Origin of the sequence: Thermococcus sp. SY098, from assembly GCF_035621495.1 — an archaeon.
Lineage (GTDB): Archaea > Methanobacteriota_B > Thermococci > Thermococcales > Thermococcaceae > Thermococcus_B.
On sequence record NZ_CP141821.1, the window covers coordinates 714,589 to 741,350 of the forward strand.

Consider the following 26,762-nt stretch of genomic DNA (forward strand, 5'->3'; position numbering starts at 1 on the left):
TTTGTGATGCTCTATGGACATTGAAGAATTTGAAATGTACCTTGAGCTGGAGGGCAAGAGCCCGAACACCATTAGAATGTATTCCTATTACGTGAAGAGGTTTTTAGAAGAGGGAAATGACTTAAATGCCCGTTCTGCCCTTCGCTTCTTGGCAATGCTTAAAAAAAGTGGGTATTCTAACAAAAGTTTAAATCTCGTTGTTCAAGCATTGAAAGCCTATTTTAGATTTGAAGGACTTGAGGAAGAAGCCAAAAAAATAAAATCTCCGAAAGTCCCGAGAAGCTTGCCAAAAAGTTTAACAAAAGAGGAAGTGAAGAAACTTCTAAGTGCAATTCCACCAACAAGAAAAAGGGATAGACTTATTGTGTTACTGCTCTACGGCTCTGGACTTAGAGTAAGCGAGCTCTGCAATTTAAAAATCAACGACGTTGACTTTAAGCGCTCTTTAATTATCGTTAGAGGAGGAAAAGGCGGAAAGGATAGGATAGTACCAGTCCCGGGAGCTCTCCTCAAGGAGATTGAAGATTACTTAAAAATGAGAAAGGATAACAGTGAATATCTGCTTGTCGAAGAAAGAAGAAATAGGAAAGACAGGCTCTCACCAAAAACAGTGTGGTACATTCTCGACAAATATGGAAAAAAAGCTGGGATAAAGGTCACCCCCCATATGCTCAGGCACAGCTTTGCCACCCATATGCTCGAAAACGGAATTGATATTAGAGTCATTCAGGAAATTCTGGGGCATTCAAACCTTTCAACGACCCAAATTTACACCAAAGTCACCGTTGAACACTTAAGGAGAGCACAAGAAAAGGCAAAGTTAATTGAGAGTTTGATAGAATGAAGTACTTGGGTCAAACAAACCTAATACATGCCCTTTCTTCTCAATAAGGCGAGGTAGCTCGTAAATGCTCCCGCTGAAATGGTATCTCCAAGTCCTACTGTTGATACTGGGTTTTTAACCAGCCTTGTTGGGATGATAACAATCTTATATTCCCTCGTTCTCAGTTTTCTTTTTGCCTCCTCAAACCTAAGTTTCACAAATTCACCATATTCATTATAAGGCACTCTCAAGCCTACTTTAAAGTCATCTGGACTTTTAATGTCTCCAAGAGAAGCTCTTGCTGCTGCAAGTGTTGTTGCAATCTCCAAGCTCTGCCTGAGCTCATCTTCGCTGAGTGGATTGTCTTTATAGGTGATGTACATAAGATAGTAGATCGTATGAATCTGCAAAATTTCAAGATTGAGCTCATCAAGAATGATCTTACCGCCTAAAACGGTATCTTCAATTCTGTTGTAGTTAAAAATCCTATCTGCAAGCTTTGGATATCCAAGGGAATTTAGAATGTGAGCAATCTCTGACTCATCCATTCCAACGCTATCTGCTAAGGGAAAAATGTTGTAGATAACCTTCTTTCTCAGCTCTCTGTCCTGAATTGATGCAAACTCCACATGGATTTTGATGTCCTTGTTTTTCTTAAGAAGTCTTATATCTTCTTTTGCCTTTCTCAGATAATAGTTGGCATCTTTTCCATCAGAATATCGTTTTTTAATTCCCTGATATCCAGATAAAATGGCACCATCTACAATCTCACCAATTTCTGGTAAAAATGGCTTTAAGTCTTCTTTGGTCTCGATCCGAATGCTCTCGAAACGAGAAGCAACAATAAAGCGACCAGAGTGAGGAACTTCTATAACCTCATTACCCAGTTTAAATCTTGTTCCTTTTCTAAATTCAAAAATCCTGTTCACTTTTACGGGATCATTCTCACGATAAGCTTCAATCGGCTTCTTCAAAACCAGCTTTCCATTCTCAACAACAGGATAAAGAAGATTTGGCTTGTTAACAAACATTTGAGCCTGTCTCTTAGCTAAAATGGGGGAGTATGCTATAACTTTTTTAAAATCAAGATTAGCAAGAAGGTTGGCAATGATTCCAACTTGACCTCCCATTCTCTCCACGTCGTACTTAAATCTCTCATCAAACCATGTGTGCATTTCTTCATTTACAAGAGGAACAGCCATAGGCTTTCCCGTTTTTAGAGCATGAATGAGACGAGCAACAAAATCAATAGGTTCATTGATTTCCCTTGGATAATCTTCCATTCTACTCTTTATGTTCTCTGCCCCAAGCTCTCTGATCAGCTTTTCAATGTGCTCCTTTCTGAGGTAAACTATTGCATCCACGTTGACATTGTACGCTAAGTACAAGCTGAGCTTTTGGGCATCTTGAAAAACATCAATCATTGGTATCACCCTCGGTGAATACTAATCCAAAGTTAAGGATTCTGTTTAAAATGTTTTCGCTGTAATCACTGGATAAATGTCAAATCGAACCGGGGGAGAAATAGAAAAAGTTCAATATTCCATGAAGAGCCTTCCAAGCCATGGAATTCTCTCCCGAATGTCCAATTCTCGCAGGACAAGCCACAGTGATGCCTGATTGCTTGTAACAACTGGTACACCCAAATCTTCCTCAAGAGGCTGGATTATTTCAAAAGTTCTCAAGTTGGTGCAACTTATGAAAACTGCATCCACGTCATCAATGAACATTGCTTTTGCAATACGATAAGCTTCATAGGGTTCAAGCTTTCCCACTTGAACGTTATCAACAATTCCGAGTCCCCTAATATCAAGAACCTCAAATTCGTTAGCCTCAAGAAATTCCTTTTCTCTCTGATTTATTTCATCAGTATAGGGGGTTATTACCATAATCTGCTGGGCATCCAATATCTTCAGTGCCTCAATAACAGCTGTGCTTGTTGTTACAACCGGAATGTTAACCTCCCTTTCAATTTTTTCCTCGAGTTCAGCCTCAAAATTAATTCCGCCTATAAAAGAACCACTGGTACATCCATAAAGGATTAAATCAACATCCGCATCTTTTAAAAGTCGTGCACTATCAACCGCAAGGGAGCTCATTTTTAAAAGTTCTTCCTCTGTAATGCCTTTTAATGGCATCCTTGCTGTGTGAAGAGAAACACCCTCAGGCAGGGCAGAGTGAAGCTCCATCTCCATCGTGGTGTTTGATGAGGGAACAATCAGCCCAATTCTGCCTCTCCATCCATACATGCATTCCACCTAAAAGAAGTTCTCAGGGCATTACTTAAACCTTTGGTTCACAAAAGGTTAATTAGCTAAAAACATAACGTTAAGATGGTGATTTTCATGGAGCTAAGTGAGGCTATAAACAAGAGAACATCAGTAAGATTTTATGAGGAGAGAGAAGTTGATGAGGAAACTTTAAGAGAGCTAATTAAAGCCGCCATAAGAGCACCGACTGCAAGCGGACTGGAGAACTGGCTTTTTGTAGCATACAAAAGTAAGGACATTCGGGAAAAACTCTATGAGCTCATAAAGCAGGGGCATATCGAATATTTTACTGAAAGAGGATTACCAGAGGAAAAAATGAAGAAACTTCTCAAGAGATTCGAAGAAGGGATGTACAAGGCACCGATTTATTTGGGAGTATTCATTAACAAAAACGTTAAAGCACTGAAAGATGAGAAATACAGAGAATTGGAGTTCTGCTTTGCATTAGAAAGTGCTGCAATGGCGATTGAGAACTTAATGCTAAAGGCTGTTGAACTCGGATTAGGGACTTGTTATATAGGAGTAGCATGCTTCGAACAAATAGAAAAGGAGCTCAAGAAGATGGCAGGTCTGGGAGAAGAGTACTTCCTTGTGGGGTTGATAACAATAGGATATCCGAAGGGAGGGATTTCTCCGAGAGAAAGAAAGAAAAGTGTCGAAGAGGTGCTAAAAATAATTTAGGAACATTTTTATTAAACTTATGCCTATGAGCATACGGTGAAAAAATGATCGAGTTTGTAATACTGCTCGGCATTATTGGTGGATGGGTCATTTTCGCATCTACTCTATTTTTGATGCTTGCTCTGGGCAAGATGTGGGGCTTATTAGGAATCGCTCTTTTAATTGCCGGAATTGAAATAAACCACAAACTGAAGGCAAAGTATATGAAAGCTGTTATGGACTACTCACCAAGAGCAAAAGAGCTTGCAATGCATATATTTGAAATGAATGAGCTCATATTAATGTCATCATATGTAATAGCCCTGGCACTTTATGCAGTCATCCAAAAATACATAGAGATAATGATAAAACTTCCTGTGGTGTGAGAGCTATGTTTAACTGTGTGATAATTCGATATGGAGAAATTGGAACAAAATCAAAGCAAACAAGAAGATGGTTTGAGAACATATTAGTCAATAACATTAGAGAGGCGTTGGTCAGCGAGAGAATTGAGTACAAAAGTATCTTTGCAAAACATGGAAGGATAATAGTCAAAACAAATAAAGCAAAAGAGAGTGTGGATGTTTTAAAGCGTGTATTTGGCATTGTTTCCCTTTCTCCAGCGATGGAAGTTAATGCTGAATTAGAAAAAATCAACAGGACTGCTCTGAAGCTCTTCCGCAAAAAGAAGAGAGAGCTTAACCTGGAAAAGCCCAAGTTCAGAGTTACAGCGAGACGAATTACAAAGGAGTTTCCTCTGAAAAGTCCAGAAATCCAAGCTAAAGTTGGTGAGTATATCCTGGCGAATGAAGAGGCTGATGTTGATTTGAAAAACTATGACATAAATGTTGGGATTGAAATTATGGAAGGCAAAGCCTATATCTTTGTTGATAAAATAAAAGCCTTTGGCGGCTTACCCATAGGGACACAAGGGAAAGTTGTCACTCTGCTTAGCGGCGGGATAGATTCTCCTGTGGCAGCGTTTCTCATGATGAAGAGGGGCTGTGAGGTGATTCCAGTTCATATATACATGGGAGAGAAAACCCTTGAAAAAGTCAGAAAAATATGGAATCAGCTGAAAAAGTATCACTATGGTGGAAAAAGTGATTTAATCGTGATCAAACCAAAGGAAAGAGAAAGAATTCTCCAAAAGCTTAAGGAGCTTGGGAGGGAAAACTACACCTGCATTTTTTGCAAGTTCATGATGGTGAAAAATGCCGATAAGATAGCGAGAGAATTTGGAGCTAAAGGCATTGTCATGGGGGACTCCCTCGGACAGGTTGCATCCCAAACGCTGGAAAATATGTATATAGTCAGTCAAGCGAGTGATTTACCTATTTACAGACCGCTCATAGGACTGGACAAGGAAGAGATAGTAAGAATAGCAAAGGAGATAGGTACTTTTGAGTTATCAACACTTCCAGAGGATGAAATCCCATTTATCCCAAAGCACCCAGTGATTAGAGGTTCTTGGGAGGAGTTCAAAAAGCTCTACAGAGAAATCTTTGGGGAAGAACCCAAAAAGAGAGGATGCTAAAATAAAAAGGTGATGAGAGGGTGAAAGCCGTTGCTTTGCTTAGCTCAGGAATAGATTCACCTGTAGCTATTTATTTAATGCTTAAGAAGGGGTTAGAGGTCATTCCAATCCACTTCAAACAAGATGAAGGCAAGCATAAAAAAGTCCAAAAAATTTGGAAGCGACTGAAGGAACTTTACCCCGAAAGACTGAAAGAATTAGTCGTCGTAGATGTTTATGAGTATCAAGCTCCTGTTTTTGAAAAGATTATTGAGATGAAAAAGCATAAATGGATTTGTGTCTTTTGTAAATTCACTATGTACAAGAAAGCCACAGAAATAGCAAGAGAAAACGGGGCATTGGCAATTATAACGGGGGATTCCCTGGGACAGGTTGCATCTCAAACCCTTGATAATCTGTTTATAATTTCGCTGGCAACAGATCTACCGATCTTGAGACCACTTATTGGCATGGACAAAGAAGAGGTCATAAAAATCGCCAAGAAAATTGGAACTTTTGATACAAGTATTGAACCTGAAGAAGGTTGCCCCTTTGTACCAAAACATCCAATAATCAGAGGCTCGCTGGGGGAATTCAAGAAAATTCATAAAGAGGTTTTTGGGACTTCCTGTTAATTACACAGTTTTGTATAATTTTGCCTTAAAAGAAACACTTATATAGGAAACTTCTTACATATTGACGGTGATAAAGATGAACGTATTTTCAAATACACTCGAGCTTTATGAGAAGTTTAAGCCAACCCCCCTGGTTAGACTTTCGCTTTCAGACGAAAGGGGGGATGTATTTTGCCAAGTTAGAGTTCTTTAACCCCTTCAGCAGGAGCATAAAAGACAGAGCTGTTTTTAACATGCTTATGAGAGCCAGAGAGCGGGGAGAAATAAACGGAACAAACAGACTTTTTGAGGCAACTTCTGGAAATGTCGGGATTGCAATGGCTTCTATATCAAACATTCTTGGAGTTAAGTTCAGAGCATACATTCCAAAGCCAACTCCAAAAACTACAGAGATCATAATGAAAGTCCTTGGTGCAGAAATAGTAAGAACTGAATTTGAAACAATAGACCCTTCGATGATTGAATTTGTAAAAAAGGAAGCAAGAGAGAATAATGCTGTAAACCTCAACCAGTTTGAAAATGAAGATAATTTTGAGGCACATTACAAATATACAGCAAGGGAAATAGACGAGCAACTGAAGAGCATAGGAAAAAAACCGGATGTCATAGTGGCTGGAATTGGAACTTCAGGGCACATAGCGGGCATATCCAAGTACCTTAAAGAGAAGTACGATACCAAAATAATAGGGGTGGTTCCGGCAAAAGGAGAGAAAATCCCAGGGATAAAAAGACTTGAGACAAAACCAAAGTGGGTGCCCATGGTAGAGATTGACCAGATAGTTGAGATAACTTTAAAAGAGGCAATTGAGGGTGCCATAAAAATTGCCAGGAACGATGGTATTTTGATAGGTTTAAGTGCAGGAGCAACTGTGAGAGCTCTTGAAATGCTCAGGGATGAATACAAAGGCACAGCAGTATTGATGTTTCCTGACGATGGATTTAAATATGTTGAGATATTTGAAAGATACTTGAGTGGCAGAATATGAAATTGGCTGTGTATCTGCTGTTTCTCCAAGCTTTCTTTTTATTGTACTATTATGTTAGTGAAAACTCCTTAATATACCTGATATTTGGTTTGCTAAATTTTGTTTTGGCATGGGCAATTCTTAGGGGAGAGAGCAGGGCAGTTAAAATTACTCTGGTTTACAAAGGCTTAGACCTGTTTTTCTCCATTTTAATGGTCATGAGTGGAGTTTTAAGTGCTGGGATTAGTGGATTGATAGACTTTTTGATTATCCATGACTTAGTTGGGCTGTTTGGGAAAAATACCAGATAAGAACTTTCAAGCTGCCACTTAACTTTACTTTTTCAGCTTATTGATCCCAATAATATCCGCTTCTATAATATTCCCCTTTTAACCTTTACTTTTTCGGGAACTATACTCATGAGTGCATTCTTAACATCATGATATCCTTCTTTTGAAATGCTGAACACGACCTTTCTAATTTTGCCCTTCTTAGGGTCGCGGTACTTAATATCAACTACTGAGGAAGTCCAACCTTTGTCCAACTTAATTTCTGTGATCATGTCATATGGATAGAACAGCACTGGGAAAACCACATCGTTCTCATCTACTAATCCCTTAGCTATGCCATCTCTAAGCACGCAGAGATACTGATCAGGTCCATAGTATTCATCTTCAAATACCAGAGCTTTACCAAGTGCTCTGTGTTTCTTTTCCTCCTCCCTGGCTCGCTCTATTGCTTCAGTCCATTCTTCAAATATTTTCTCATCAGTGTAAAACCTCTCAATAAGGTTCATAACTTCTGTGTAGCTAGCGTTTAGGGATATATCAAATGCCAAGCCAAGTGCCCTAACACCTCCTTGAAGAAGGTAAGTACCGTCAGGCGTCAGATACATGAACAATGCTCCTTCTTCTCGATCAATTATCATTGTAACCGGTATTTTCTTACCCTTTTCAATGTCCTTCTGTTCTTTTTTTGAATACTTCTTGGGGAGTTTTGCAAAAACATCTAATGCCTCTTCTAACGTTAATTTCCCGAGCTTTATCTCTTTGTCGTTTCCTGTAAACCTTTCCAAATCAATGGAAACTCCATTAACTTCTACTTCGCATTTAACTTCTTTCTTGAAAAGTTTTTTACCAATTTTCAGTTCTGCAACTTTCAATTCTTCTCCATGTTCTTTTTGTTCTTTCCCGGATTTTGAAATTCCCCCTCGTAGTCCAAGCTTTTCTTTGACTTTCCTCAAGTCATAGCCACAGACAGGGCAGAAATCAAACTCCACATCAACCTCTGTGCCGCACTTAGGGCAGAACAACATTTATCCCTCCCAAACCAAAACATCCTTTGATATAGTTTATAAGCATTTTATATTATTTTCAAAAATGGACTTTATATAATAATATTTTTTAAACAATAGGTTTTGCAATTATTGTTAAAAACTTTTGGATTATGTAAAGTTTATTAGGATGCACTTCATCAACTAACCATTGAATAGTGTAATGCATTATGGGTCGGAAACCTCTTCTGAGAGGTTTTCGGCTCATGAGTGGAGGGGATATTGTTGTCCCATAACTTTAGATTTTGTCCCTATTGTGGAGGCGAGCTTAGGGGGGACTTTAGATTCTGCCCATACTGTGGAGCATCCCTTGAGAGCACCAGGACCGCTCAAAATGCTCCAGAGCCCAGAACTCCCGAACGAAAAGCTCCCGTAATGGAGAGAGTTTCCACCCCTCAACCCATAATCGAGCCGGAAGAATTTCAGAGAGGATTCTCTCTGAGCTATATCCCAGTTGGCAAAGTTACATCAAAAGAGAAAAAGTTGAATATCCATATTGGAGGGGTCAACAAAAACTTTGCTTTTGACGGCTCAAAGGGTATAAAACTGGGAAAACTGAGACTCACCGAGGCTCTAAGAGCTTTTGAAAAACTTCCAAAGTCATATCCACGATCACTCTCGGAGAATGACAATCTCATCCAATTTGAAGTTAATCACCGCCTTTACATAGGGCTGAGTCCTATAGATGAAGAAAAATACAGAATCGTTGCAATTATAGGCTCAGGACATGTTTATGCAGGAGCAATTGTGTTCACAGTACTTGAAGATGCAGATTATGATGAAGCAGTTGAAGCGATAAAAAGATATTATAGGGAGGGGGATGAATTCCTCAAAAATGCTTACAAAGCCAAAGAGAAGTTCTTGGAAGAAAAGGAGACATCAGAAGGCAAATACCTTCTCAAGATACCAGGAGTTTTTATAAGGTACGACACAGAAGCATACATCTCTTCGGTTCTATATCTCGTGAAGGAAGGGCTTAAGTTTTATCCGCATGATGGAAACTATCTCCATATGGAAATGCCAGAAGATTTGCCGTATTTTGCAAGGGAAGGCATAGAAAAGATAAAATTCAACAAAAAGTACACCGAGATGGAGATAACTTATAGAGATGACAACGGCAGAAAGAAGACATTCACATATGCCTTTCTTATACCAGAAGAAGGAAGACGGTATTATCAGATTCTCTCGTCTGAATTTCCCGGAAGAGTTAAAGTTAAAGGGGGTTGGTTTGGATGAGCAAACTGTCCTATATCTTTGCTGCTATGCCCGGATTGGGCCTTATGCTAAGCTCTTGGGGTAAGAAAGTCCTCTGGGAAAGAGCTGCAGGAACGAGTGGAGTTACGTATACAGGATTTCCAGCTTATGCAATTCTCATTGGATATATAATTGCCCTTATTGGAGCAATAATTTGGGTCATTGATTTAAAGTTCAACACACCCAGTGATGAATACAAAAAGACTTTCCTGATTTCATTTGGAATCTTTGTTCTTATGGGCATTCTGGCAATTGGAAGCATTTAATGGGGGCAACGGCATGAAAAAGTCTCTCACGCTTTTGATTTTAGTTTTTTTGTTAACCCTACCACTTAGGACGCCAGAGGGTAGAGGAGAAGAAAGATACGGAATAAGACTGTATTTTTACGGAGAGGACTCAATAGAGTGGATCACTGGTGCAGTTGCTGAGAATGGTGATATTGTGGTAGCTGGACTCATAAAGCTCAAGAATTCCCGACATGATGTGGTAATCGCACGCCTGAGCTCTGAAGGAAAAGTGAAATGGGAGAGAGTGTATGGGAGTGAATACAGTGAATACGTTAAAGCACTTCGAATAAACACAAATGGAGATATTATCCTTGTTGGGACGGTTGATAGATACGATACCACTCGGTTCGATGCATGGATTTTATGTTTGGATCCTGAAGGTAATGTAAGATGGCAGAGAACTTTCACAGGAAAAAGTTCTGACAAACTTGTAGACGTTGCCCTTACCGAAGATGGTAGCATTGTGTCTGTTGGTACCACCAACACCGAGACAGAATGGGACAGCGTTTGGATAGTTAAACTGCGTCCCAATGGAGCTCTCGAATGGCAGAGGATGTATGAACTCTATCAGGGGCAATATCAAGGAACATCAACAGGAAGGGCAATCGCCATAATGAAGAACGGGGACATACTTATCGGAGGAGGGACAAGGGATTTTGCGCTTGTAATGAAACTAACTCAAAATGGCAGCATTGTCTGGAAAAAACTATATGGTGCGGGAATAATAAACTCCATCTCTGTTGCAAAGAATGGCGACATACTTACTGCAGGATTATGTTATGGGGAGAAAATCAGCGGATGTGTTATGAAGCTCGATCCGAAGGGAAATGTAAAATGGCGGAAAACTTATGGGGCAAAATACTACAATGATATTGGACTTGAACTGTATTCCATAGATTTAGCCGATAACGGAGACATAATCACCGGAGGTATAGCAAACAGAGAGTTCCCCTCTTCATTGATCCTTGTTCTTGATCAGAATGGGAATCTTAAGGGGCATTGGATATGGGGAGAGAAAACTAAGGATTCCACATCAAGATTCTCCAAGATTCATGAAGTATATGCGAATAAAAGGTACATAGTGGGAATCGGAAGTGCTGTTATGATTCTTCCTCCCGATGGCAGATTTACATGTTTGGGTAGCATAGAGGAGTATAAAGTCTACACTGAGAGCCTCAGTGTTAGAGCTGACAGGCCATCATTCAAGATCAAAACTTCAAAAATTGAAGTTAAAAGAGGGGATATGAGTTCCAAACAGACAATGGATATTCAAGAAAAAGTTCTATGTACAATGTTTCCCTCAACAAAAACAATCCCAACAAAATCAAAGCCTATTGGTAAAGAAAGTTACTGGATGGTCAGTTACGGAGGAGGCAAGAAGGATCAGATTAGAGATGTAGCAGTGCTCCCAGACGATAATATCATTGCTGTAGGCACAACAGAGAGCTTTGGAATTGGGGGTAATGACGTCTGGGTTTTGAATCTTAATAAAAATGGTGATATAGTGTGGCAGAAAACATACGGTGGAAAAGGTGATGACAGTGGACATGCAGTTGCAGTTGCTCCAAACGGGGATATAATTGTTGCAGGCTCTACAGACAGCTTTGGAGCTGGAGATTATGATATTTGGATATTAAGATTAGACAAAAACGGAAACATACGCTGGGAAACAACCTATGGTGGGGAATATGGGGAAGGAGCCCTTGATATAGCTGTCATGCCCAATGGTGATATAATTGTTGTCGGATATACTGGAGGATTTGGAGCTGGGGGTTTTGATGCATGGATTCTCAGGCTTGATTCCGCTGGAAATATCAAATGGCAGAGATCGTACGGAGGGTCTGGGGAGGATCTTGCCCTTGCGGTGGACATCGTAAAGAGTGCTGATATCGTTGTTGCCGGCTATACCACCAGCTTTGGGACAGGGGGAGAAGACGGCTGGATTCTGTACCTTGATGGCAATGGCAACGTGAAGTGGGAGAAAACGCTCGGAAATGAAGGGGACGATGAGTTCTGGGGAGTATCTGTGGATGAAAATGAAGATATAATAACAGTGGGATTTCTTATGGGTGCAAATGGATATGAAAAAGCTTGGATAGTCAAGTTTGACGATAATGGGAATGTAAAATGGCAGAAAACCTATGAAGGTGAAGAATACGGAGACGTTGCACTTAATGTAGACACGAACAACGGTTACATAGCCGTTGGAGGAGCAACCCAAAACTTTGGAACAGAAGAGGCAGGGACTTGGATCCTGTATCTGGACAACGAGGGGAATATTATAAGCGAAACTGTTTGTGAAGAAGGAGAATCCTGGATCTGGAGCATTGCTTTGACTGATACATCCCTTGTAGCTGGCGGCTTTTTCACGTCAAAAGGAAGTGATGCAGCCGTTCTCAAAATGTCTCCTGATAAACCGCCGGAGTGCTCAATATGCTGGAAATCCACCGCCACTGTAAAAACTGCTATCACGCAAGTAAGAAGCTCGAAGGCACAAAGTGAGAACACAAGGGGTGAAATGGCGGGCTCAATGGCACAGGTAAAAGTTAGTAATGCGGAGATTAGCAGCCATTGTCCCGTAGAAAAGGAAAACGAAAAAGAAACAACAAAAACCGAAATTTGGAGTTCTGAGAGCACAACCATATACACTCACCCGTCTTCCGAATCTGAAGAAGAAAAAGGTGGGATATGCGGTACTGGAGCAATAATTGTCCTTTCACTGTTTGCAGCAGCATTAAGGAGGAGATAATACCTTTTTTATTTTTATCCCTTTGCAGAGATTGTATTGAGAAGTTGAAGAAGGTTTTTTATTCAGCAACGTTTGATTTCACAATATGAAAAGGCTATATTTAATCTTAATCGCAGGATTCTTCGCAATACTTAGTTCAACTATGAGCAAATCTCCCACTTTACCTCTCTATGCACAAAGTCTGGGGCTAACAAAAGGAGAAATTGGATTGGTGGCTTCAGCATCAACGGTAACAGGAATTTTCGTTAACTTTGCTTCAGGTTTTCTGAGCGATATGTATGGGAGAAGAAAGCTACTGAAAATTAGCGGATTTGTCTTTTTGAGCGCTCCCCTTCTGTATTTCTTAGCAAAGGATGTCCCAACCTTAGCTTTAGTTAGAGCATACTATGGAATCGCCACCGCTATTTTTGTCCCCGTTTCATTGGCATTGATAAGTGACCTGTTTCCAGAGAAAAGGGGAACATTTATGGGGCTTCTGAGTTCTTCAACTTTAGTTGGGAGGGCTTTGGCACCTCTCTTGGCCGGAACTCTTATTTATTTCGCGGACTTTTGGATTATTTTTCTTCTTTGCTCATTCTTCGGCTCCATTGTCTTTGCTTTAACCTTCACATTTCCAGAGACAGGAAAAGACCTGGAAAAATTTGAGTTTTCTTTCAGTTCTGACTTGCTCCTATTGGGAATTTTGGATGCTTCAGTTTACATGGCATATCAAGCTATCGAGACCTTTCTTCCTCTTTTCTACTTTCTTCAAGGTAAATCTTGGCTCTCTGGGCTAATCCTGACAGTGGAAGTTTCAATAATGGCAATTGTAAAGCCATATGCCGGCTATTTAGGCGACAAAATTGGAAGAATAAAGCCAATAATCTTTGGTATGGGATTGGTAAGCTCAGCAATGTTGATCTTTGCATTTTCAAGATCCTTACCTTTGGTAATCCTTGGGGCTGTGCTGTTCTCACTTGGCGCTTCAATAAGCGAAGCCTCAACAAAGCCTTTAGCAACAGAAATCTCAAAGTTCAAAGGTACAGCTTTGGGTTTTTTGGAGAGCATAAAAGATATTGGGCAAGCTTTAGGGCCGATAATAGTTGGATTCCTTGGATTTAAGCTTGGCTTTACTTTTGTGGGCATTTTTGGAGCCTCAGCTCTGGGAATTTTCATCTTAAAGTTTAAATCGATAAAAGCAGAAAAGCTACCATGAAGCTATCGTTTAAGCCTGTGTGGTTTGACTCCTTAGGAGCTAAAAGTTCATGTGTGTTTGTTAAGACATCCGATGTATCAATCCTAATTGACCCGGGAATTGCCATTATGCAGCCAAGCTTTCCCGCAAGTGAGGAGGAAAAGATTAGATGGCTGACTAAGGGAGAAAGAGAAATAATAAAAGCGAGTAAAAGAGCAGATGTTATTGTAGTTTCCCATTATCACTATGACCACTACTTCCCGGATAATATGGAGGTTTATGGAGGGAAGATACTCTTAGCGAAGAACCCAAACAGCTACATAAATGATTCTCAAAGGAAAAGAGCTGAGTATTTTTATTCAAATCTTTACAGTTACTTTGGAGGGATAACCCTCGAAAACGTTTTGGCAAAACCAGAGACAAAAGAATATCCCAACCCTATAAAAGAGCTCCCAATTGCATCTTCAAAGGACTTTGGAGAGTATAATAAAAGGAGGAAACAACTGCTCAAGAAAGGCTTTAAGTGGTTTAAAAATAGAGCCAAGAAATGGAACTCCACTCCAAGAATCCCGGAAATGGTATTTAAAGATCTAAAAGTTTTCTTCGCTGATGGAAAGGAGTTTCGCTTTGGAGATACAAAAATTGAATTTACAAGACCCCTTTTTCATGGAATTGAGTTTTCAAGAGTTGGATGGGTTTTTGCAACTGTGATTGAGCGTGGAGATGAAAAGCTAATCCATTCAAGCGATTTAAACGGCCCGATAATAGAGGACTATGCGGAATGGATAATTAAAGAAAACCCAAATGTTCTCATTTTAGATGGCCCTATGACATATATGCTTGGCTATTTATTAAACAAAACTAACCTAAAAAGGACAATAGATAACGCTGTTAAGATCGTGAAAGAAATTGACGCTGAAGTTATTATCTATGATCATCATCTACCAAGAGAGGTTCACTTCAAAGAGCATACAAAAGAGGTCTGGGAGACTGCGGAAAAGCTTAATAAAAATCTCCTAACTGCCGCAGAATTTTTAGGGAAGAAGCCAAAAGTAACAGAATGTAAAAAATAAAGGCTGAAAAATAAAGCTTTTTGTATCCCATTGAAGAAGATATTAAACTCTCAATTAAAACTACAACTAATACAACATAATAGCAATAATTAAAAACATCAACAAGAACACTAATCTTTGGGGCAAAGAGTGTGGGAAATGAAGGAGTGTCACCCCACATTAGGAGAAAGATATTGAAAAGAGATGGCTACAAGTGCCAGAATTGTGGTTACGATTATCTTGACGTCCACTATATGGATGGAAATATTGAAAATAAAAATTTAGAAAATTTGATTGTTCTGTGTAGACAATGCCACTACAAACTTCACCAAATAGAGAAATTAAGGAAGATTAAACCTGTTCTTGAGAATCTCCTTAATGAACTCTTTGAAAAACCAATTGAAATATTTATGGATGTTAACTTTGAAGAAGTCGTTGAGAGTTTTAAAAATAGAGTCCAGAGAGAAATTATTCGCGAATTTAAATTTTTTGTTAAAAGTAGAATTTTAGCTAAATTAGAGGAAAAGACGCTAAGAGAAATTGAAAAAGAGATAGAAAAAGAACGTACAAGCACTACTGGGTCCCTCCGCAAAATCATTCTTGAAAGATACAACTACAGATGTTCAGAGTGCGGATATGGGTATTTAGAGGTACACCATATAGACGGGGACAGGCTGAATAGTAATCCGGAAAATTTAATTACTTTATGTAGACGATGCCATCGTAAGACTCATTCGTCTATGTATTCTTGGACTAAAGTTGAGGATATGGACAAAGGTACTTCGAGATTTTATCGTGAGTTTTATAAATTGGCTCATAAAATAGCAAAAGATAAAGAAGATAGGTTTAAAATGACGATAAAGTTTAAGCAAGCAGGTAAAAGTATGAAAATCAACAGAGAACAATTTAAAAAGTTTTATGAAATTTTTGGACATGACATAGTAGAGGATATTCTCGTTCAATGGGAAAGGGAGATTAGGCGTTATTTAAATCAGCTTGAATGGGAGCAACAAAAAGAAATGTATAGGAACGTGTATTTCCTATTGGAACATGTCTTGCCCAGAAACTCATTTAGAGTATTCGTCAATCTTGCAAAGAGTGGAAAATTTGACAGAAAAACATTAAGAGAAGCAAAGAGAATACTAAAAGAATCACTTAAATAATTAAATAATTTTGCGCATTTTCCTTCCTCCATGGATATAACTTCTAAATGTGCTTAAGTTTTCCAAGAATATCTCCTTAGCTCTTTCATTAACAAACGGGTTTTTCTTCGGCTCTTTAACAACTCCTTCATACGCTGAGAGTAATCCTATTGGTGTAAGTTCCATTACTTTCTTGAAGTCTTCAAAGTCTCGCCTATATGGGTAGCAGAGCCAAACTACATCAAATACGCTTCCTTCTACCCTTTCTCCTCTGTACTTTATGTATGGATTCACAAGATACATCATAGCCTCGCCAATCGCTTCATATATGTTCGCCTTTTGTGCAAATCCCCTGTTGGAGCGATATCCCTTCACTTCTATCCCTACTATACGATTCTCTCCTTCATTCACTGCTATTATATCTGCATCTGGCGAAAAATGGATAAAGGGATCCCACCTATCTCCAGTTGGAGCATTTTGCTTCACATTCATAAAAACATAATCAAAATCTTTTGAAAGAGCGAAGATTAAAGTCTGTTTTATTTCCTTCTCTTTTTCTGTAGGTTTGATAATCGCTTTTGGCTTTGCTTTTTCCAGCACCTTTAATAGACTCCAACCTTCTCTCAATACTGCTTCTAAAAATTCAAAAATTTCATTTTCATACTTCAATGCTAACAAGACTGCATCATTTTCAACAACCGCGATTGTTCCTGCCACGTAAATATTCCCAGATCGGCTCTTAAATTTAGAGGAAATTGCATCACAATGTAAATCAAGACCCATTTGGATTAGCTTGTTGCAATTAAACAAAATCAAATGTGAATACGGTTTTAGGTGGTATTCGTATACATAAGCCTCAGACATTTTAGCTTCTTTAGAATACCACTCCAGAAACCAACGCCTTACTGGGATTTCTTCATATTCGATTTCATGTTTCCTTTTTATATCTCCTAGCAATTCGAGTATCTTATGATGAACCTTTTCATTATAATACGGGGCGTAATACCTTAGGTGCATTGTCTACCCCTCAATACAATATTTCAAAATAAATCACATAATTTTTATTGAGCAATGAAGAGACAGGAAAAATAAAAAAGCTCACTTTAAAATTATCCTCGCATCAACTACAACTGCTTCTTCGCCTTCGTTGTAGACGAAGACTGGGTTCAGATCCATTTCCTTTATGTAGTCTTTCAGATCGTCAACAAGCTTTGAGACTTTCAACATCATGTCAACCAATGCTTTCATGTCAGCTGGTGGCTCTCCTCTTGCACCAGCCAGGATTGGATAGCCTTTAATGCTCTTTATCATTGCCCAAGCATCCTTCTCCTCAATTGGAATAATCCTAAATGTAACATCCTTGAGGATTTCGACGAAAATGCCGCCAAGACCGAACATTATTGCATGTCCAAACTGCGGATCTTCAGTTACACCAATGATAACTTCTCTCCCAGGTTTAAGCATTGGTGCAACAAGAACACCCAAGATTTCTGCATCTGGGCGGTATTTTTTGGCATTTTCATGAATTTCCTCCCACTTCTTTTTCAGCTCTTCCTCATTTTTGATGTTCAGGGCAATGATTTTTGCGTCACTCTTATGAAGTATCTGTGGTGACATCAGCTTAAGAACAACGGGGTAGCCGATCTCTTTGGCATATTCGAAGGCTTCATCAAGGGTCTTTGCAAGCTTTTCATTTGGAACAGGCAGTTCATAAGCCTTCAAAACTTGCTTTGCCTCATATTCAACTAATGCTTTTCTGCCTTTGCTCAAAACATCTTCAATAACTTTCAAAGCTTCATCCTTCATAAAATCACTCCCCTTCAACCTTCTTCAAATATTTTGCATATTGCACAAGACCAGCCAAAGCCCTAACTCCCCTTTCAGGCGTTGGATATACCGGAACTCCCTTCTCCTCAAGCAGCTTTGCATAATACTCTGTCTTTTTACCGCCCATTGCAACTGCTACAATTGGTTTCTCGCTCTTCTTTGCATACTCTGATAGGATCTCAATTATCTCCATCTCATTTAAGAGCGGCACCTGGAAGAGTACTATTACCAGAATAGCATCAACATTCGGGTCATTTACAAAGCCTTCAATTGCAATCTTGTATCTTTGAGCGTCTGTGTCACCAACAACGTCAGTTGGGTTGCCAGCGACTGCATGTGGTGGGAAGTTCTCCTTAAGGAACTTGAGAGTCTCTTCGCTGAGCTGCGCCATCTTCAAGCCGAATTTGGCAACTGCGTCACTTGCCATGACTCCAGCTCCACCGCCATCAGTGATTATCCCAATCCTATCGCCTTTTGGAAGCTTGCACTTTGCAAATGCCTTAGCAACATCAAACATGTGCTCAAAGTCTTCAGCTCTGATTATTCCAGTCTGCTTGAATACCGCATCGTAAATAACATCTGCACCTGCCAATGAACCAGTGTGTGATGAGGCAGCCTTTGCTCCATACTCAGTTCTCCCACTCTTCAGTGCAATGACGGGTTTTACTTTTGTTATTCTCTTTGCAGCTTCGATGAACTTTCTACCGTCCTTAACTCCCTCAATATAGAAGGTAACAACTTTAATTTGGTCGTCATAAATGAAATAGTCCATTAAATCAGCATCGTCGACATCTATCTTATTCCCATAGCTGACCATTTTTCCAATTCCTATCCCAGCCAATGCAGCCCAGTCAAGCATTGCTGCTGCGAAGGCTCCGCTTTGAGAGACGAAAGCTATTGGGCCGCTCTTTGGCCTGTCCATCTTTTCTTCAGGTAAAAATACAGTATCTACACCTGTGTCTGGAACATAGACACCAACACAGTTTGGTCCAATAACTCTAATCCCGTTTGCCTTTGCTATTTCGTAGATTTCTCTCTCTAATCTCTTTCCTTCTTCACCAAGCTCTCCAAAGCCTCCCGTGATGATTATAACTGCTTTGATGCCCTTTTCCGCAATGTCCTTCATTGTGGCTGGAACAAATGGTGCAGGAATAGAGATGACAGCTAAGTCTGTGTCGTCAGGAAGTTCCTTAACGCTCTTATACACCTTATACCCCTCGATTTCATCAAGCTTTGGATTCACAGGATAAATGTTGCCCTTGAAAATTCCCTGCTCCTTATTCCTTTTAAAGTTCTCAAAAATAACATTCCCGACCTTTCCTTTTTTGTTCGTCGCTCCGATGATAGCGACTGCCTTTGGTTCAAAAAAAGGCTTTAATTCTTCAACGATTTTTGGCATTTCCATTTCTATCACCTTTAGTTAAAAACTTTCGTTGAATAAAGCTTTCTTTCGAAGCTTTTTCCAATTAACTTTCTTCCTTTCGCTGTATAAAAGTTTTATGTATGTCAAATAGAATCCTTGATGAATTAGAAACTACATTGATGATAGTAATTTGGAAGAAATGCCCAGAACTATTTTAGGTAACCTTTCAAAAATTCAAAGCTCTTTTTTAAATCATCCAAACTTCTAACCTCCAGACTCCAAGTAACATTTTTGGGCAATAACCTAAGCACATCGTCCCACGGAATTGTACCCTCCCCCAATGCCAAGTGAGAATCGTTTTTTCCATCATTGTCATGAAGGTGAACATGGATTATCTTATCTTTCAAGACTTCAATGAATTCAGCAAAATCATTACTCACTGTGTACAAATGCCCCACATCGAAAGTAACGTATAGATTTGTACCGTCAATTAACTCATGTATCCTCCCAGCGGTTTGACCGTCTAAAATTGGAAATTTTGGCATATTTTCAAGAGCCACCTTAATTCCAATTCTCTCAGACACCTTGTCAATTTCTTCCAAAGAGCGTTTATGGACTTTTTCATAGGCATTGGAGAATTTAAGGCTCAGAGGTGAATAGTGTCCCGGATGAAGAACAACCAGGAGGGAGCCCATTTCATGTGCAATTTCAAGAGTTTCAAAGATTATTTCAAGCGTTACTCTTCGAAGCTTTTCATTGAGTGCGGCAAGATTTAAATCGCTGAAGGGAGCGTGAATAATGTTTTTCATGCCATAGTTTTCTAAATATTCACGATGAAACCGGTAGTTGTACTTATCTAATACGTGATACCCCTCACTCATTATTTCAACGAAGTCTAAGGGAAATTCCCCAAGTTTGTATATAGCAACACCCAAACTTCTGTCAAACAGGACATATGTTGAGACACCCATCAATTTAACCACCTACAATGAGCTTTGCTATTAAAACAGCGTATATCGTGCCGAATATATCGCTGTTGTTTGAAATTAATGGAATCGCAACGTTGTCTGGATCTATATCCCTCTTAAAGAGGAGGTATGAAATAGTATAGGAGTAGAACATTATGAAAAGTGCCATAAGTGGATACGTAAGAGCAAGCTCTAAGGAAAAAGATACGTTGCTTCCAAGAATAAGTTTTGCAAGCATGATGCTGAAGATGTTTATTAAACTGCCTATTACAGGAGTGGTTGCAAACAGAGAGAGTATATCTAAAAACGGTTCCACAGAAAAAAACTTTTCAATTTCTCCAAGATGCAGCTTTGTTGAAGTTTTTGCTGCAATAACAGAACCATAGTTTCCAAAGCTGCTGAGCAGAGAAGGATAAGCAAATCCGAGAATTACAGAGGCTTGGATTAAGTAGCTAAATTTCTCCAGCGTAAATCCGGAGATTAGGGAAAAAAGAGCCAAAAGGGTTATTATCACAAAAAGCTCTTTGAACTCCAAAAGCTCCGTTCTTCTTACTTTGCTGATTTCAACAAGAAATAAAAGAAGGAGTATAAGACCAATATTCGAAGTCCAAAACACTGTTCTGGAATGTTCCAGGATGAGAATAAAAGCTATAAGAGATGGTATTGTCAACAGATCCCCCATCGAAGCAACTAAAGGGGCGGCAACACTGTCTGGGTCTGTTCCCTTTTTAAAAGAAAATATCGTCACAAACGCTGTAAAATATCCAAGTAATAGGGATACAAAAATCGTGGAGCTTATGACTATCAGCAAAATCTGAAAGGAATGATAGCGTATCCCCTTAATTACCCCAATCATCCAAAGGATTGTAACAGGAATGAGAGAAAGCATCATTGCAATCACAATGTTCCTTAAAACCCTTTTCTCTCTAATTTTTGGCTCTAAATCACCCAAATAAAGCATCGTTGAAAACCGAGATGCCATGGAACCGAAAACATTTCCTCTCAATCCCATCATTCCCGGAAGAATAACCAAAATGCCGGGATAGGCAGAGCGAATCTTATTAAAATACTTGCCCAGAAAAGTCCCTCCAAAAAACCCAATTATCAACGAGATTACCAATGAAGCCAATGTTGCTGTATATGCCTCTTTTAGTCTCTCTTTCAGATCCAAAAGGACTGCCATCGCTCTCACCCTCCATCTCTGACACCTCCTTCCTTCTCATCTTGAAATCAACAGTTAGGTATATAAAATTTCCCAGCTAAGTCTTTCTTATCTCTCCATCACTAATAAAACCCTTTGCATATGGGCAGAGTGCCTTCAAGGGACATTCATAGCATCTTGGACTTATCGGACGACAGATTGCTTTTCCATGATCCACCATTGCATGGTTCACATAGATCCAAAGCTCCTTAGGAATCAGCTCTTTTAAGTATTCCTCAACTTTTTCAGGTGGAGCTTTTGGTGGAGCTAAGCCTAAACGCTTGCTTATCCTGTTCACATGGGTATCAACAGGGATTGCCTGTTTACCGAATCCATAAGCCAGAACTATATTTGCACATTTCCTACCGATACCTGGCAGTTTAACAAGCTCCTCTAACATGTTGGGGACATTTCCACCGTATTTTTCCAGGATTATCCGAGAGCATTCCACAATCCACTTTCCCTTATTTTTCCATAAACCAACTCCATTCTCCCTTAGCAATTTCTGAACATCCTCGATTTTAGCATTTGCCAGGGCATGAACTGTCGGATACCTATTAAAAAGCAGCTCGCTTACCCTGTCAGTCACTTCATCTCTATTCCTCTGGGAGATTATACACCTTATAAGGGTGAAGAAAGGGTCCCCATGTAGAATTCTATCCCTTGGATACATCTCAATTAACTTTTTAACAATTTTCAACGCCCGATCTTTCTTTTCTTCCCAGCTCTCATTAAATGTGAATGAGTCTGAGCTTTTTACCTTCTCCATGAACTACCACCAGTATATTTTTAGTCCCCCTAACTTCTTTAAGCCCTTCGAATTTTTCATTATAAATTTTGTGTCCATCCTCAGTTAAGACTAAAACCTCATCTTCAAAAATTAGTACAATGCTTTTTTCGAGAAATACAACATTTCGGATAGTCTTATTAAATTCAAAGTCCAGAGCTAATGGTTTTTCTGAGGAAAGCTCTATTTTTGTGTCCTCTCTAACTCTAAATTCTTTAGGTTCTGCATAAATGACCTCAAATTTCAACGGCTTCCCTAATAGGTCAATCTCAACAACTTCCCCCTCTTTAATTTCTCTACCCTTTATTTTTGCCTTTAAGATATCAACAAACTCCGGAGGGAGATCTACTTCAAAGAGAGGTTTGAGAATGAGCCTCATTTAGCATCCCCAATTAAAATAACCTTTACTGCACTTAAAAGGATATTCATATCCTGGATACTCCATACATCCAAAAGGTTTATAACGGCTAATATATCTATCGATATATCGAGGTGAAAAGCATTGGAGCGACCGAAGTTTAAAGGACATCTCAAGTTGCTCGTGCTTCATCTGCTAAGCAAGAAGCCAATGCATGGGTATGCTGTAATGAAGGGACTTGAAGAAGAGTTCAGGATTCCAGCTCCAAGTGCTGGGGTTATATACCCAATCCTGTTCAGCCTGAAGCGCGCTGGACTTATTGAAACAGCGGGGAGTGGAAGGAGAGAGAAAAAAGTCTACAAAATAACAGAGGATGGTGTGAGATACCTAAAAGAGCATGAAGAGGAACTGAGGGAAGCAATCAAACTCGCAAGAATCTATAGGGAATTTTCTGAGATGGGAGGGAGAGAACTTAGAGAAGCCTTCAGACTACTTTTTGACAGATTTGACAACCTTACAGAAAAGCAGAGAGAAGAGCTTTCTAAGGTAATAAAAGAGTTTGCAAAGAAAATTAAATTCATCGTTGAGTTTGGTGATTCATATGAGTGAAACAAAAAGCTGGAAAGAATATTATGACCATATGAATCAAAAAGCTCCATTGACAATTTACTATCCAATATGCGGTGGAAGGGAGGAGTGTATAACTGCCTGTCCCTATGGTGAAAAAATCTGGGATGTTGAACATATGAAGGTTTCCCTCTTTGGCTTCAATGAAAAAGTCCATCTGAGGCCGGTTATGAAAAATCCAGAGCTGTGTAAAGAGTGTTATTTATGCGTTGACGCCTGCCCAACGGGCGCGTTGAGACCTAAAGATAAGCCAGTTAAACATCCATTACTGACTCTTGTCTACAACACATTAAAGCTTCCGTTTAAGAAGAAATACAACATCAAGTTCGTTTTTCGCCCAGAACATGTTGAGAAGTTCAGGCGCAACAATGGGAGGTGAATAAGATGGAATATACAATAACAGCTGACAATCTTGTTAAAAAGTATGGAGATTTCACAGCTGTTAAAGGAGTGTCATTTAAAGTTAAGAAAGGAGAGATATTTGCTTTCTTAGGCCCTAACGGTGCTGGAAAGACAACAACAATTCACATGCTCGTCACACTGCTCAAACCAACCTCAGGAAATGCCACTGTTGCTGGATATGACATAATCAAAGAACCTCACGAAGTTAGAAAAAAGATCGGAATTGTTTTTCAGGATCCAAGCCTGGATAGAGAGCTAACAGCTTACGAAAATATGTACATTCATGGAAAGATCTACGGGCTGAGTGGAGACAAACTGAAGAAAAGAATTATGGAAATGCTGAAATTTGTCGAGCTTGATGAGTTCAAAGACAGGCAGGTAAAGTTTTTCAGCGGTGGGATGCAGAGGAGGCTTGAAATTGCAAGGGCTTTGATCCACGAGCCAGAAGTTCTCTTCTTAGACGAGCCAACGATAGGATTAGACCCACAGACGAGAGCTCACATCTGGGAGTATATAAAGAAAATGAAGGAAGAGCATGAAATGACGATTTTCCTAACAACACACTATATGGACGAAGCAGAGCAGTTGGCAGACAGAATAGCAGTCATTGATCACGGGAGAATCATAGCGGAGGGGACATCTGAAGAGCTCAAAAAGCTCGTCGGAAATGATGTCATTTACATCAGAATAGCGAATGGAAAAGAAGGAATAAGATGCCTAAATGCTGATTTCATAAGGGGATGTAAGGTTCTTCCTGACGGGAGGGTTAGACTCGAAGTTGTCAATGCTGCCGAAGCTCTGCCAAAGCTCTTTGAGCTTGCCCAGCAAAATAACCTCAAAATCTTGGAGGTTACGTACCACAGACCAACTCTCAACGATGTGTTCTTGTATCTAACGGGGAGAGAGCTGAGAGAAGAAAGCGCAGGCGGTTTTGATATGGCAAAAATAGCAGTCAGAAGGAGGTATATGAGATGAAGGCATTTACGACAATGGCGTATAGACAGATTAAGAGATTTTTCAGAGCGAGATCGAGAGTAATAGGAATGTTCGTAAATCCTCTGATGTGGCTTATATTCTTCGGACTGGGATGGAGCAAGGTCTTCAACTTCCCGGCGGCAAGTGCACTCTTTGGAGGAGTTGACTATCTCTCATTCCTTGCACCAGGTATAACGGCAATGACCATCTTCAACGCAAGCTTCATAGCCGGGATAAGCGTTATCTGGGACAAGCAGTTTGGATTTCTCAAGGAGATTTTGGTTGCTCTTGCATCAAGGAAGGAAGCTATAACCGGCAGAATAGTAGGAGATTCAGTAATGGCTGTTCTTCAGGGATTGATCATCCTCCTATTAACCTTCACCATAGCAAGCAGCCTCAAGTTTTCCGGTGTGCTGCCGATGATCCTCATAGGCTTCCTGCTCGCAATAGCATTCTCAAGCTTCGGTGTCAGCCTTGCATTGAGGATGACAAGCATGGAAGGATTTCAGATGATAATGAGCTTTCTAATGCTCCCGCTCATGTTTCTCAGCGGTGCATTTTACCCCGTTGAAACAATGCCAACGTGGATGCAGTATTTAGCATATATAAACCCGCTAACCTATGCCGTTGATGCAGCAAGGCATGTATTGGTTAATGCTCCTGCAACTACAGCAACGGCTTCAATACCTGGCATACCAACGGTCTCATTAACGAGATTTTCACTGATGACAGACATCGGTGTTCTTGCCGTATTAGCTTTGGCATTCCTGGCAATTGCTATGATTTCCTTCGAGAGAGCAACGATTGAGTGAGGTAGTAAGATGAATAAACAAGAACTTACAATGCTTTGTGTTGCTCTGGCTGGGCTGATTTTTATTCCCTCAGTCTTTTTTAATAAGCCCCTCTTTGCATTAATTGGGGCTTTCTTTGACTGGCTTCCATTGCCAACAGGATGGATGAAAGCAGAAAAAGAGATCAACAGAACATTCCTCAAGCTTCACGTGGTAGTGACATTGATAGCATACGTCATCTTTATAGCGTGGCTCATCAAAGGAACAGCAGCAATTGGCTTTACATTCCTCGAAATCTGGTGGCTGGCAGTGATTTTTGGAGTTCTAATGAATTACTGATTCTCTTTTTACTTTGTCCTTAAACTTTTCATAGCTTATCTTGAAAGCTTCCAAAACCGGCAATTTTTCTCCTGCAAAAAATGTGAGCATTGCACCTCCCCCTGTTGAGATGTGGGTGATTCCCTGAATATTGTATTTATATATGCTCGCTATGCTGTGCCCCCCACCAACGATTGAGAACGCTTCACTCTCTCCAATTGCTTTAAAGACCCCTATTGTGCCCAACGCAAATTCCTCAATTTCAAAGACGCCCATAGGACCGTTTGCCACTATTATTTTTGCTTGATTTAGGATCTGAGAATATTTTTCAACGGTTCTTGAACCAATATCTAAAATTGGATACTTGTCAAACAGCCACTTTTCATCACTCAGCAAATCCACCTCAAGCCTCTCCCCTCTGTAATCAATGGCAAAGTCAACAGGAGTCCTGATGTATGGATAAAACTCATCTAAGAGCTTCTCAGCCAAATCAACAAACTTCAAAAGTCCTTTCCTTTCGAGAAATTCAATGTTTGCGACTCCAAGGTTGTACCCCTTTGCCAATGTAAAGATGTGTCCAACCAATCCGCCAGTGAGAATTAAATCTGCTTTTTCTTGTTTTAACACATTTTCTGCCACCCTAAGAGAATCCTCAACTTTTGCACCACCCAGTACATACACCTTCGGCTTTTCAGGGCTTTCATATGCTTTTGTCAATGCACGAACTTCTTTTTCCATCAGGAATCCCATTATCATAGGTTTAATTTTCGCAAAACCTACAAGAGAGGGTTGAGAGCGATGAGCTGCGGCAAATGCATCATTAACAACATAGTCCAAAAGCGGGGCAAGCTTCCTTACAAAATGCGTTCTTTCACATTCCTCAATCGGTTTCTGCTTTATCTCTTCAGCGGCAAAGCGGAGGTTCTCCAAAATTACAGCATCACCTGGCTTGAGGGATTTTATCTTTTCCCTGGCATATCTGCCGAAAATATCCTCGACATACTCCACTTCTCTGCTAATTAGCGAGCTTAGAATTTCAGCGTGCTGTTCTGTTGTTATGTAGTCCTCGTTATACGGCTTGCTTTGATGAGTTGCTATCACGACCTTTGCATCATGTTCAAGAAGGTAAAGTAGAGTAGGCAGGATAGCCTTAAATCTCGCATCACTTATTATTTTCCCGTTCCTTACAGGAGAGTTTAAATCCACTCGCAGAAAGACTGTTTTGTTGTGATAATCGAAATCAGGAAGTCTAAACATTTTATCACCAAGAATATGTCAATCAAAA

General features: G+C 39.8%; 30 protein-coding genes. 19 read left to right on the forward strand and 11 right to left on the reverse strand.

Going from position 1 to position 26,762, the window contains the following annotated elements; all coding sequences use genetic code 11:
• The first annotated feature begins 13 nt into the window (after positions 1-13).
• Positions 14-844: a site-specific tyrosine recombinase/integron integrase gene (xerA, locus tag VFC49_RS03925; protein WP_324736258.1), complete on the forward strand. Its 831-nt coding sequence runs from the start codon at positions 14-16 to the stop codon at positions 842-844.
• A gap of 20 nt (positions 845-864) precedes the next feature.
• On the opposite strand, the gene pfkC is transcribed toward xerA, so the two are convergent.
• Complete coding sequence (gene pfkC, locus VFC49_RS03930; protein WP_324736259.1) at positions 865-2,247, reverse strand: ADP-specific phosphofructokinase; 1,383 nt, start codon at positions 2,245-2,247, stop codon at positions 865-867.
• 111 nt (positions 2,248-2,358) lie between these two features.
• The gene (locus tag VFC49_RS03935) at positions 2,359-3,072 is read right to left on the reverse strand and encodes an aspartate/glutamate racemase family protein (protein WP_324736260.1); all 714 of its coding nucleotides are present in this window, start codon (positions 3,070-3,072) and stop codon (positions 2,359-2,361) included.
• 96 nt (positions 3,073-3,168) lie between these two features.
• Between VFC49_RS03935 and VFC49_RS03940 the strand changes: the two genes are divergently transcribed.
• The 7 genes from VFC49_RS03940 (at position 3,169) to VFC49_RS03970 (ending at position 7,180) form a co-directional block, all read left to right on the forward strand.
• A complete protein-coding gene (locus VFC49_RS03940; protein WP_324736627.1) occupies positions 3,169-3,774 on the forward strand; it encodes a nitroreductase family protein in 606 nt (201 codons plus the stop codon).
• Between the two features lie 44 nt (positions 3,775-3,818).
• Entirely contained in the window at positions 3,819-4,139 is a 321-nt protein-coding gene (locus VFC49_RS03945) for a hypothetical protein (RefSeq protein WP_013467437.1), read from the forward strand.
• Between the two features lie 5 nt (positions 4,140-4,144).
• Positions 4,145-5,290, forward strand: coding sequence for a tRNA uracil 4-sulfurtransferase ThiI (thiI, locus tag VFC49_RS03950; protein WP_324736261.1), 1,146 nt, complete (start codon positions 4,145-4,147; stop codon positions 5,288-5,290).
• A gap of 20 nt (positions 5,291-5,310) precedes the next feature.
• Positions 5,311-5,904 (forward strand): hypothetical protein, encoded by a 594-nt coding sequence (locus VFC49_RS03955; protein WP_324736262.1) that lies wholly within the window; start codon positions 5,311-5,313, stop codon positions 5,902-5,904.
• A 67-nt stretch (positions 5,905-5,971) separates the two neighbouring features.
• Complete coding sequence (locus tag VFC49_RS03960; RefSeq protein ID WP_256381350.1) at positions 5,972-6,097, forward strand: hypothetical protein; 126 nt, start codon at positions 5,972-5,974, stop codon at positions 6,095-6,097.
• Positions 6,069-6,890, forward strand: coding sequence for a PLP-dependent cysteine synthase family protein (locus VFC49_RS03965; protein ID WP_324736263.1), 822 nt, complete (start codon positions 6,069-6,071; stop codon positions 6,888-6,890). Before VFC49_RS03960 ends, VFC49_RS03965 begins: the two co-directional genes overlap by 29 nt.
• Positions 6,887-7,180 (forward strand): hypothetical protein, encoded by a 294-nt coding sequence (locus VFC49_RS03970; RefSeq protein ID WP_324736264.1) that lies wholly within the window; start codon positions 6,887-6,889, stop codon positions 7,178-7,180. The genes VFC49_RS03965 and VFC49_RS03970 overlap by 4 nt, the downstream gene beginning before the upstream one ends.
• A gap of 62 nt (positions 7,181-7,242) precedes the next feature.
• On the opposite strand, the gene VFC49_RS03975 is transcribed toward VFC49_RS03970, so the two are convergent.
• Positions 7,243-8,184, reverse strand: coding sequence for a zinc ribbon domain-containing protein (locus tag VFC49_RS03975; RefSeq protein WP_324736265.1), 942 nt, complete (start codon positions 8,182-8,184; stop codon positions 7,243-7,245).
• Between the two features lie 243 nt (positions 8,185-8,427).
• Between VFC49_RS03975 and VFC49_RS03980 the strand changes: the two genes are divergently transcribed.
• The 6 genes from VFC49_RS03980 (at position 8,428) to VFC49_RS04005 (ending at position 15,881) form a co-directional block, all read left to right on the forward strand.
• Entirely contained in the window at positions 8,428-9,438 is a 1,011-nt protein-coding gene (locus VFC49_RS03980; protein ID WP_324736266.1) for a zinc ribbon domain-containing protein, read from the forward strand.
• Positions 9,435-9,722: a hypothetical protein gene (locus tag VFC49_RS03985; protein ID WP_324736267.1), complete on the forward strand. Its 288-nt coding sequence runs from the start codon at positions 9,435-9,437 to the stop codon at positions 9,720-9,722. The genes VFC49_RS03980 and VFC49_RS03985 overlap by 4 nt, the downstream gene beginning before the upstream one ends.
• 13 nt (positions 9,723-9,735) lie before the next feature.
• On the forward strand, positions 9,736-12,492 hold the full coding sequence (locus VFC49_RS03990; protein ID WP_324736268.1) for a hypothetical protein: 2,757 nt from the start codon (positions 9,736-9,738) through the stop codon (positions 12,490-12,492).
• An 85-nt stretch (positions 12,493-12,577) separates the two neighbouring features.
• Entirely contained in the window at positions 12,578-13,687 is a 1,110-nt protein-coding gene (locus VFC49_RS03995) for an MFS transporter (protein WP_324736270.1), read from the forward strand.
• Positions 13,684-14,739 (forward strand): MBL fold metallo-hydrolase, encoded by a 1,056-nt coding sequence (locus tag VFC49_RS04000; protein WP_324736271.1) that lies wholly within the window; start codon positions 13,684-13,686, stop codon positions 14,737-14,739. Before VFC49_RS03995 ends, VFC49_RS04000 begins: the two co-directional genes overlap by 4 nt.
• Before the next feature lie 131 nt (positions 14,740-14,870).
• Positions 14,871-15,881 (forward strand): HNH endonuclease signature motif containing protein, encoded by a 1,011-nt coding sequence (locus VFC49_RS04005; RefSeq protein ID WP_324736272.1) that lies wholly within the window; start codon positions 14,871-14,873, stop codon positions 15,879-15,881.
• Here the strand turns inward: VFC49_RS04005 and VFC49_RS04010 are convergent, their stop codons facing one another.
• The 7 genes from VFC49_RS04010 to VFC49_RS04040 form a co-directional block, all read right to left on the reverse strand.
• The gene (locus VFC49_RS04010) at positions 15,882-16,877 is read right to left on the reverse strand and encodes a hypothetical protein (protein ID WP_324736273.1); all 996 of its coding nucleotides are present in this window, start codon (positions 16,875-16,877) and stop codon (positions 15,882-15,884) included.
• Between the two features lie 81 nt (positions 16,878-16,958).
• Complete coding sequence (locus VFC49_RS04015) at positions 16,959-17,666, reverse strand: acetate--CoA ligase family protein (RefSeq protein WP_324736274.1); 708 nt, start codon at positions 17,664-17,666, stop codon at positions 16,959-16,961.
• A gap of 4 nt (positions 17,667-17,670) precedes the next feature.
• On the reverse strand, positions 17,671-19,092 hold the full coding sequence (locus VFC49_RS04020; RefSeq protein WP_324736275.1) for an acetate--CoA ligase family protein: 1,422 nt from the start codon (positions 19,090-19,092) through the stop codon (positions 17,671-17,673).
• Positions 19,093-19,259: 167 nt separating this feature from the next.
• Positions 19,260-20,021, reverse strand: a complete 762-nt coding sequence (locus tag VFC49_RS04025; RefSeq protein WP_324736276.1) for a sugar phosphate isomerase/epimerase — start codon at positions 20,019-20,021, stop codon at positions 19,260-19,262.
• 4 nt (positions 20,022-20,025) lie between these two features.
• Positions 20,026-21,201 (reverse strand): magnesium transporter, encoded by a 1,176-nt coding sequence (locus VFC49_RS04030; RefSeq protein ID WP_324736277.1) that lies wholly within the window; start codon positions 21,199-21,201, stop codon positions 20,026-20,028.
• A gap of 76 nt (positions 21,202-21,277) precedes the next feature.
• A complete protein-coding gene (locus VFC49_RS04035; RefSeq protein ID WP_324736278.1) occupies positions 21,278-21,988 on the reverse strand; it encodes an endonuclease III in 711 nt (236 codons plus the stop codon).
• A complete protein-coding gene (locus VFC49_RS04040) occupies positions 21,951-22,385 on the reverse strand; it encodes an ATPase (protein ID WP_324736279.1) in 435 nt (144 codons plus the stop codon). Before VFC49_RS04040 ends, VFC49_RS04035 begins: the two co-directional genes overlap by 38 nt.
• A gap of 123 nt (positions 22,386-22,508) precedes the next feature.
• On the opposite strand from VFC49_RS04040, the gene VFC49_RS04045 reads away from it, so the two are divergent.
• Genes VFC49_RS04045 through VFC49_RS04065 form a run of 5 tightly spaced genes read left to right on the forward strand, consistent with a single transcriptional unit; the run spans position 22,509 to position 25,498 of the window.
• Positions 22,509-22,973: a PadR family transcriptional regulator gene (locus VFC49_RS04045; protein WP_324736280.1), complete on the forward strand. Its 465-nt coding sequence runs from the start codon at positions 22,509-22,511 to the stop codon at positions 22,971-22,973.
• Entirely contained in the window at positions 22,966-23,370 is a 405-nt protein-coding gene (locus VFC49_RS04050) for a ferredoxin family protein (protein WP_324736281.1), read from the forward strand. Before VFC49_RS04045 ends, VFC49_RS04050 begins: the two co-directional genes overlap by 8 nt.
• Positions 23,371-23,375: 5 nt before the next feature.
• Positions 23,376-24,368, forward strand: coding sequence for an ATP-binding cassette domain-containing protein (locus VFC49_RS04055; RefSeq protein ID WP_324736282.1), 993 nt, complete (start codon positions 23,376-23,378; stop codon positions 24,366-24,368).
• Positions 24,365-25,180, forward strand: a complete 816-nt coding sequence (locus VFC49_RS04060; protein WP_324736283.1) for an ABC transporter permease — start codon at positions 24,365-24,367, stop codon at positions 25,178-25,180. The genes VFC49_RS04055 and VFC49_RS04060 overlap by 4 nt, the downstream gene beginning before the upstream one ends.
• A gap of 9 nt (positions 25,181-25,189) precedes the next feature.
• Entirely contained in the window at positions 25,190-25,498 is a 309-nt protein-coding gene (locus VFC49_RS04065; protein ID WP_324736284.1) for a hypothetical protein, read from the forward strand.
• Here the strand turns inward: VFC49_RS04065 and VFC49_RS04070 are convergent.
• A complete protein-coding gene (locus VFC49_RS04070; RefSeq protein ID WP_324736285.1) occupies positions 25,484-26,734 on the reverse strand; it encodes a phosphoglycerate kinase in 1,251 nt (416 codons plus the stop codon). The two genes, VFC49_RS04065 and VFC49_RS04070, sit on opposite strands and share 15 nt — an antisense overlap.
• Between the last annotated feature and the right edge of the window lie 28 nt (positions 26,735-26,762).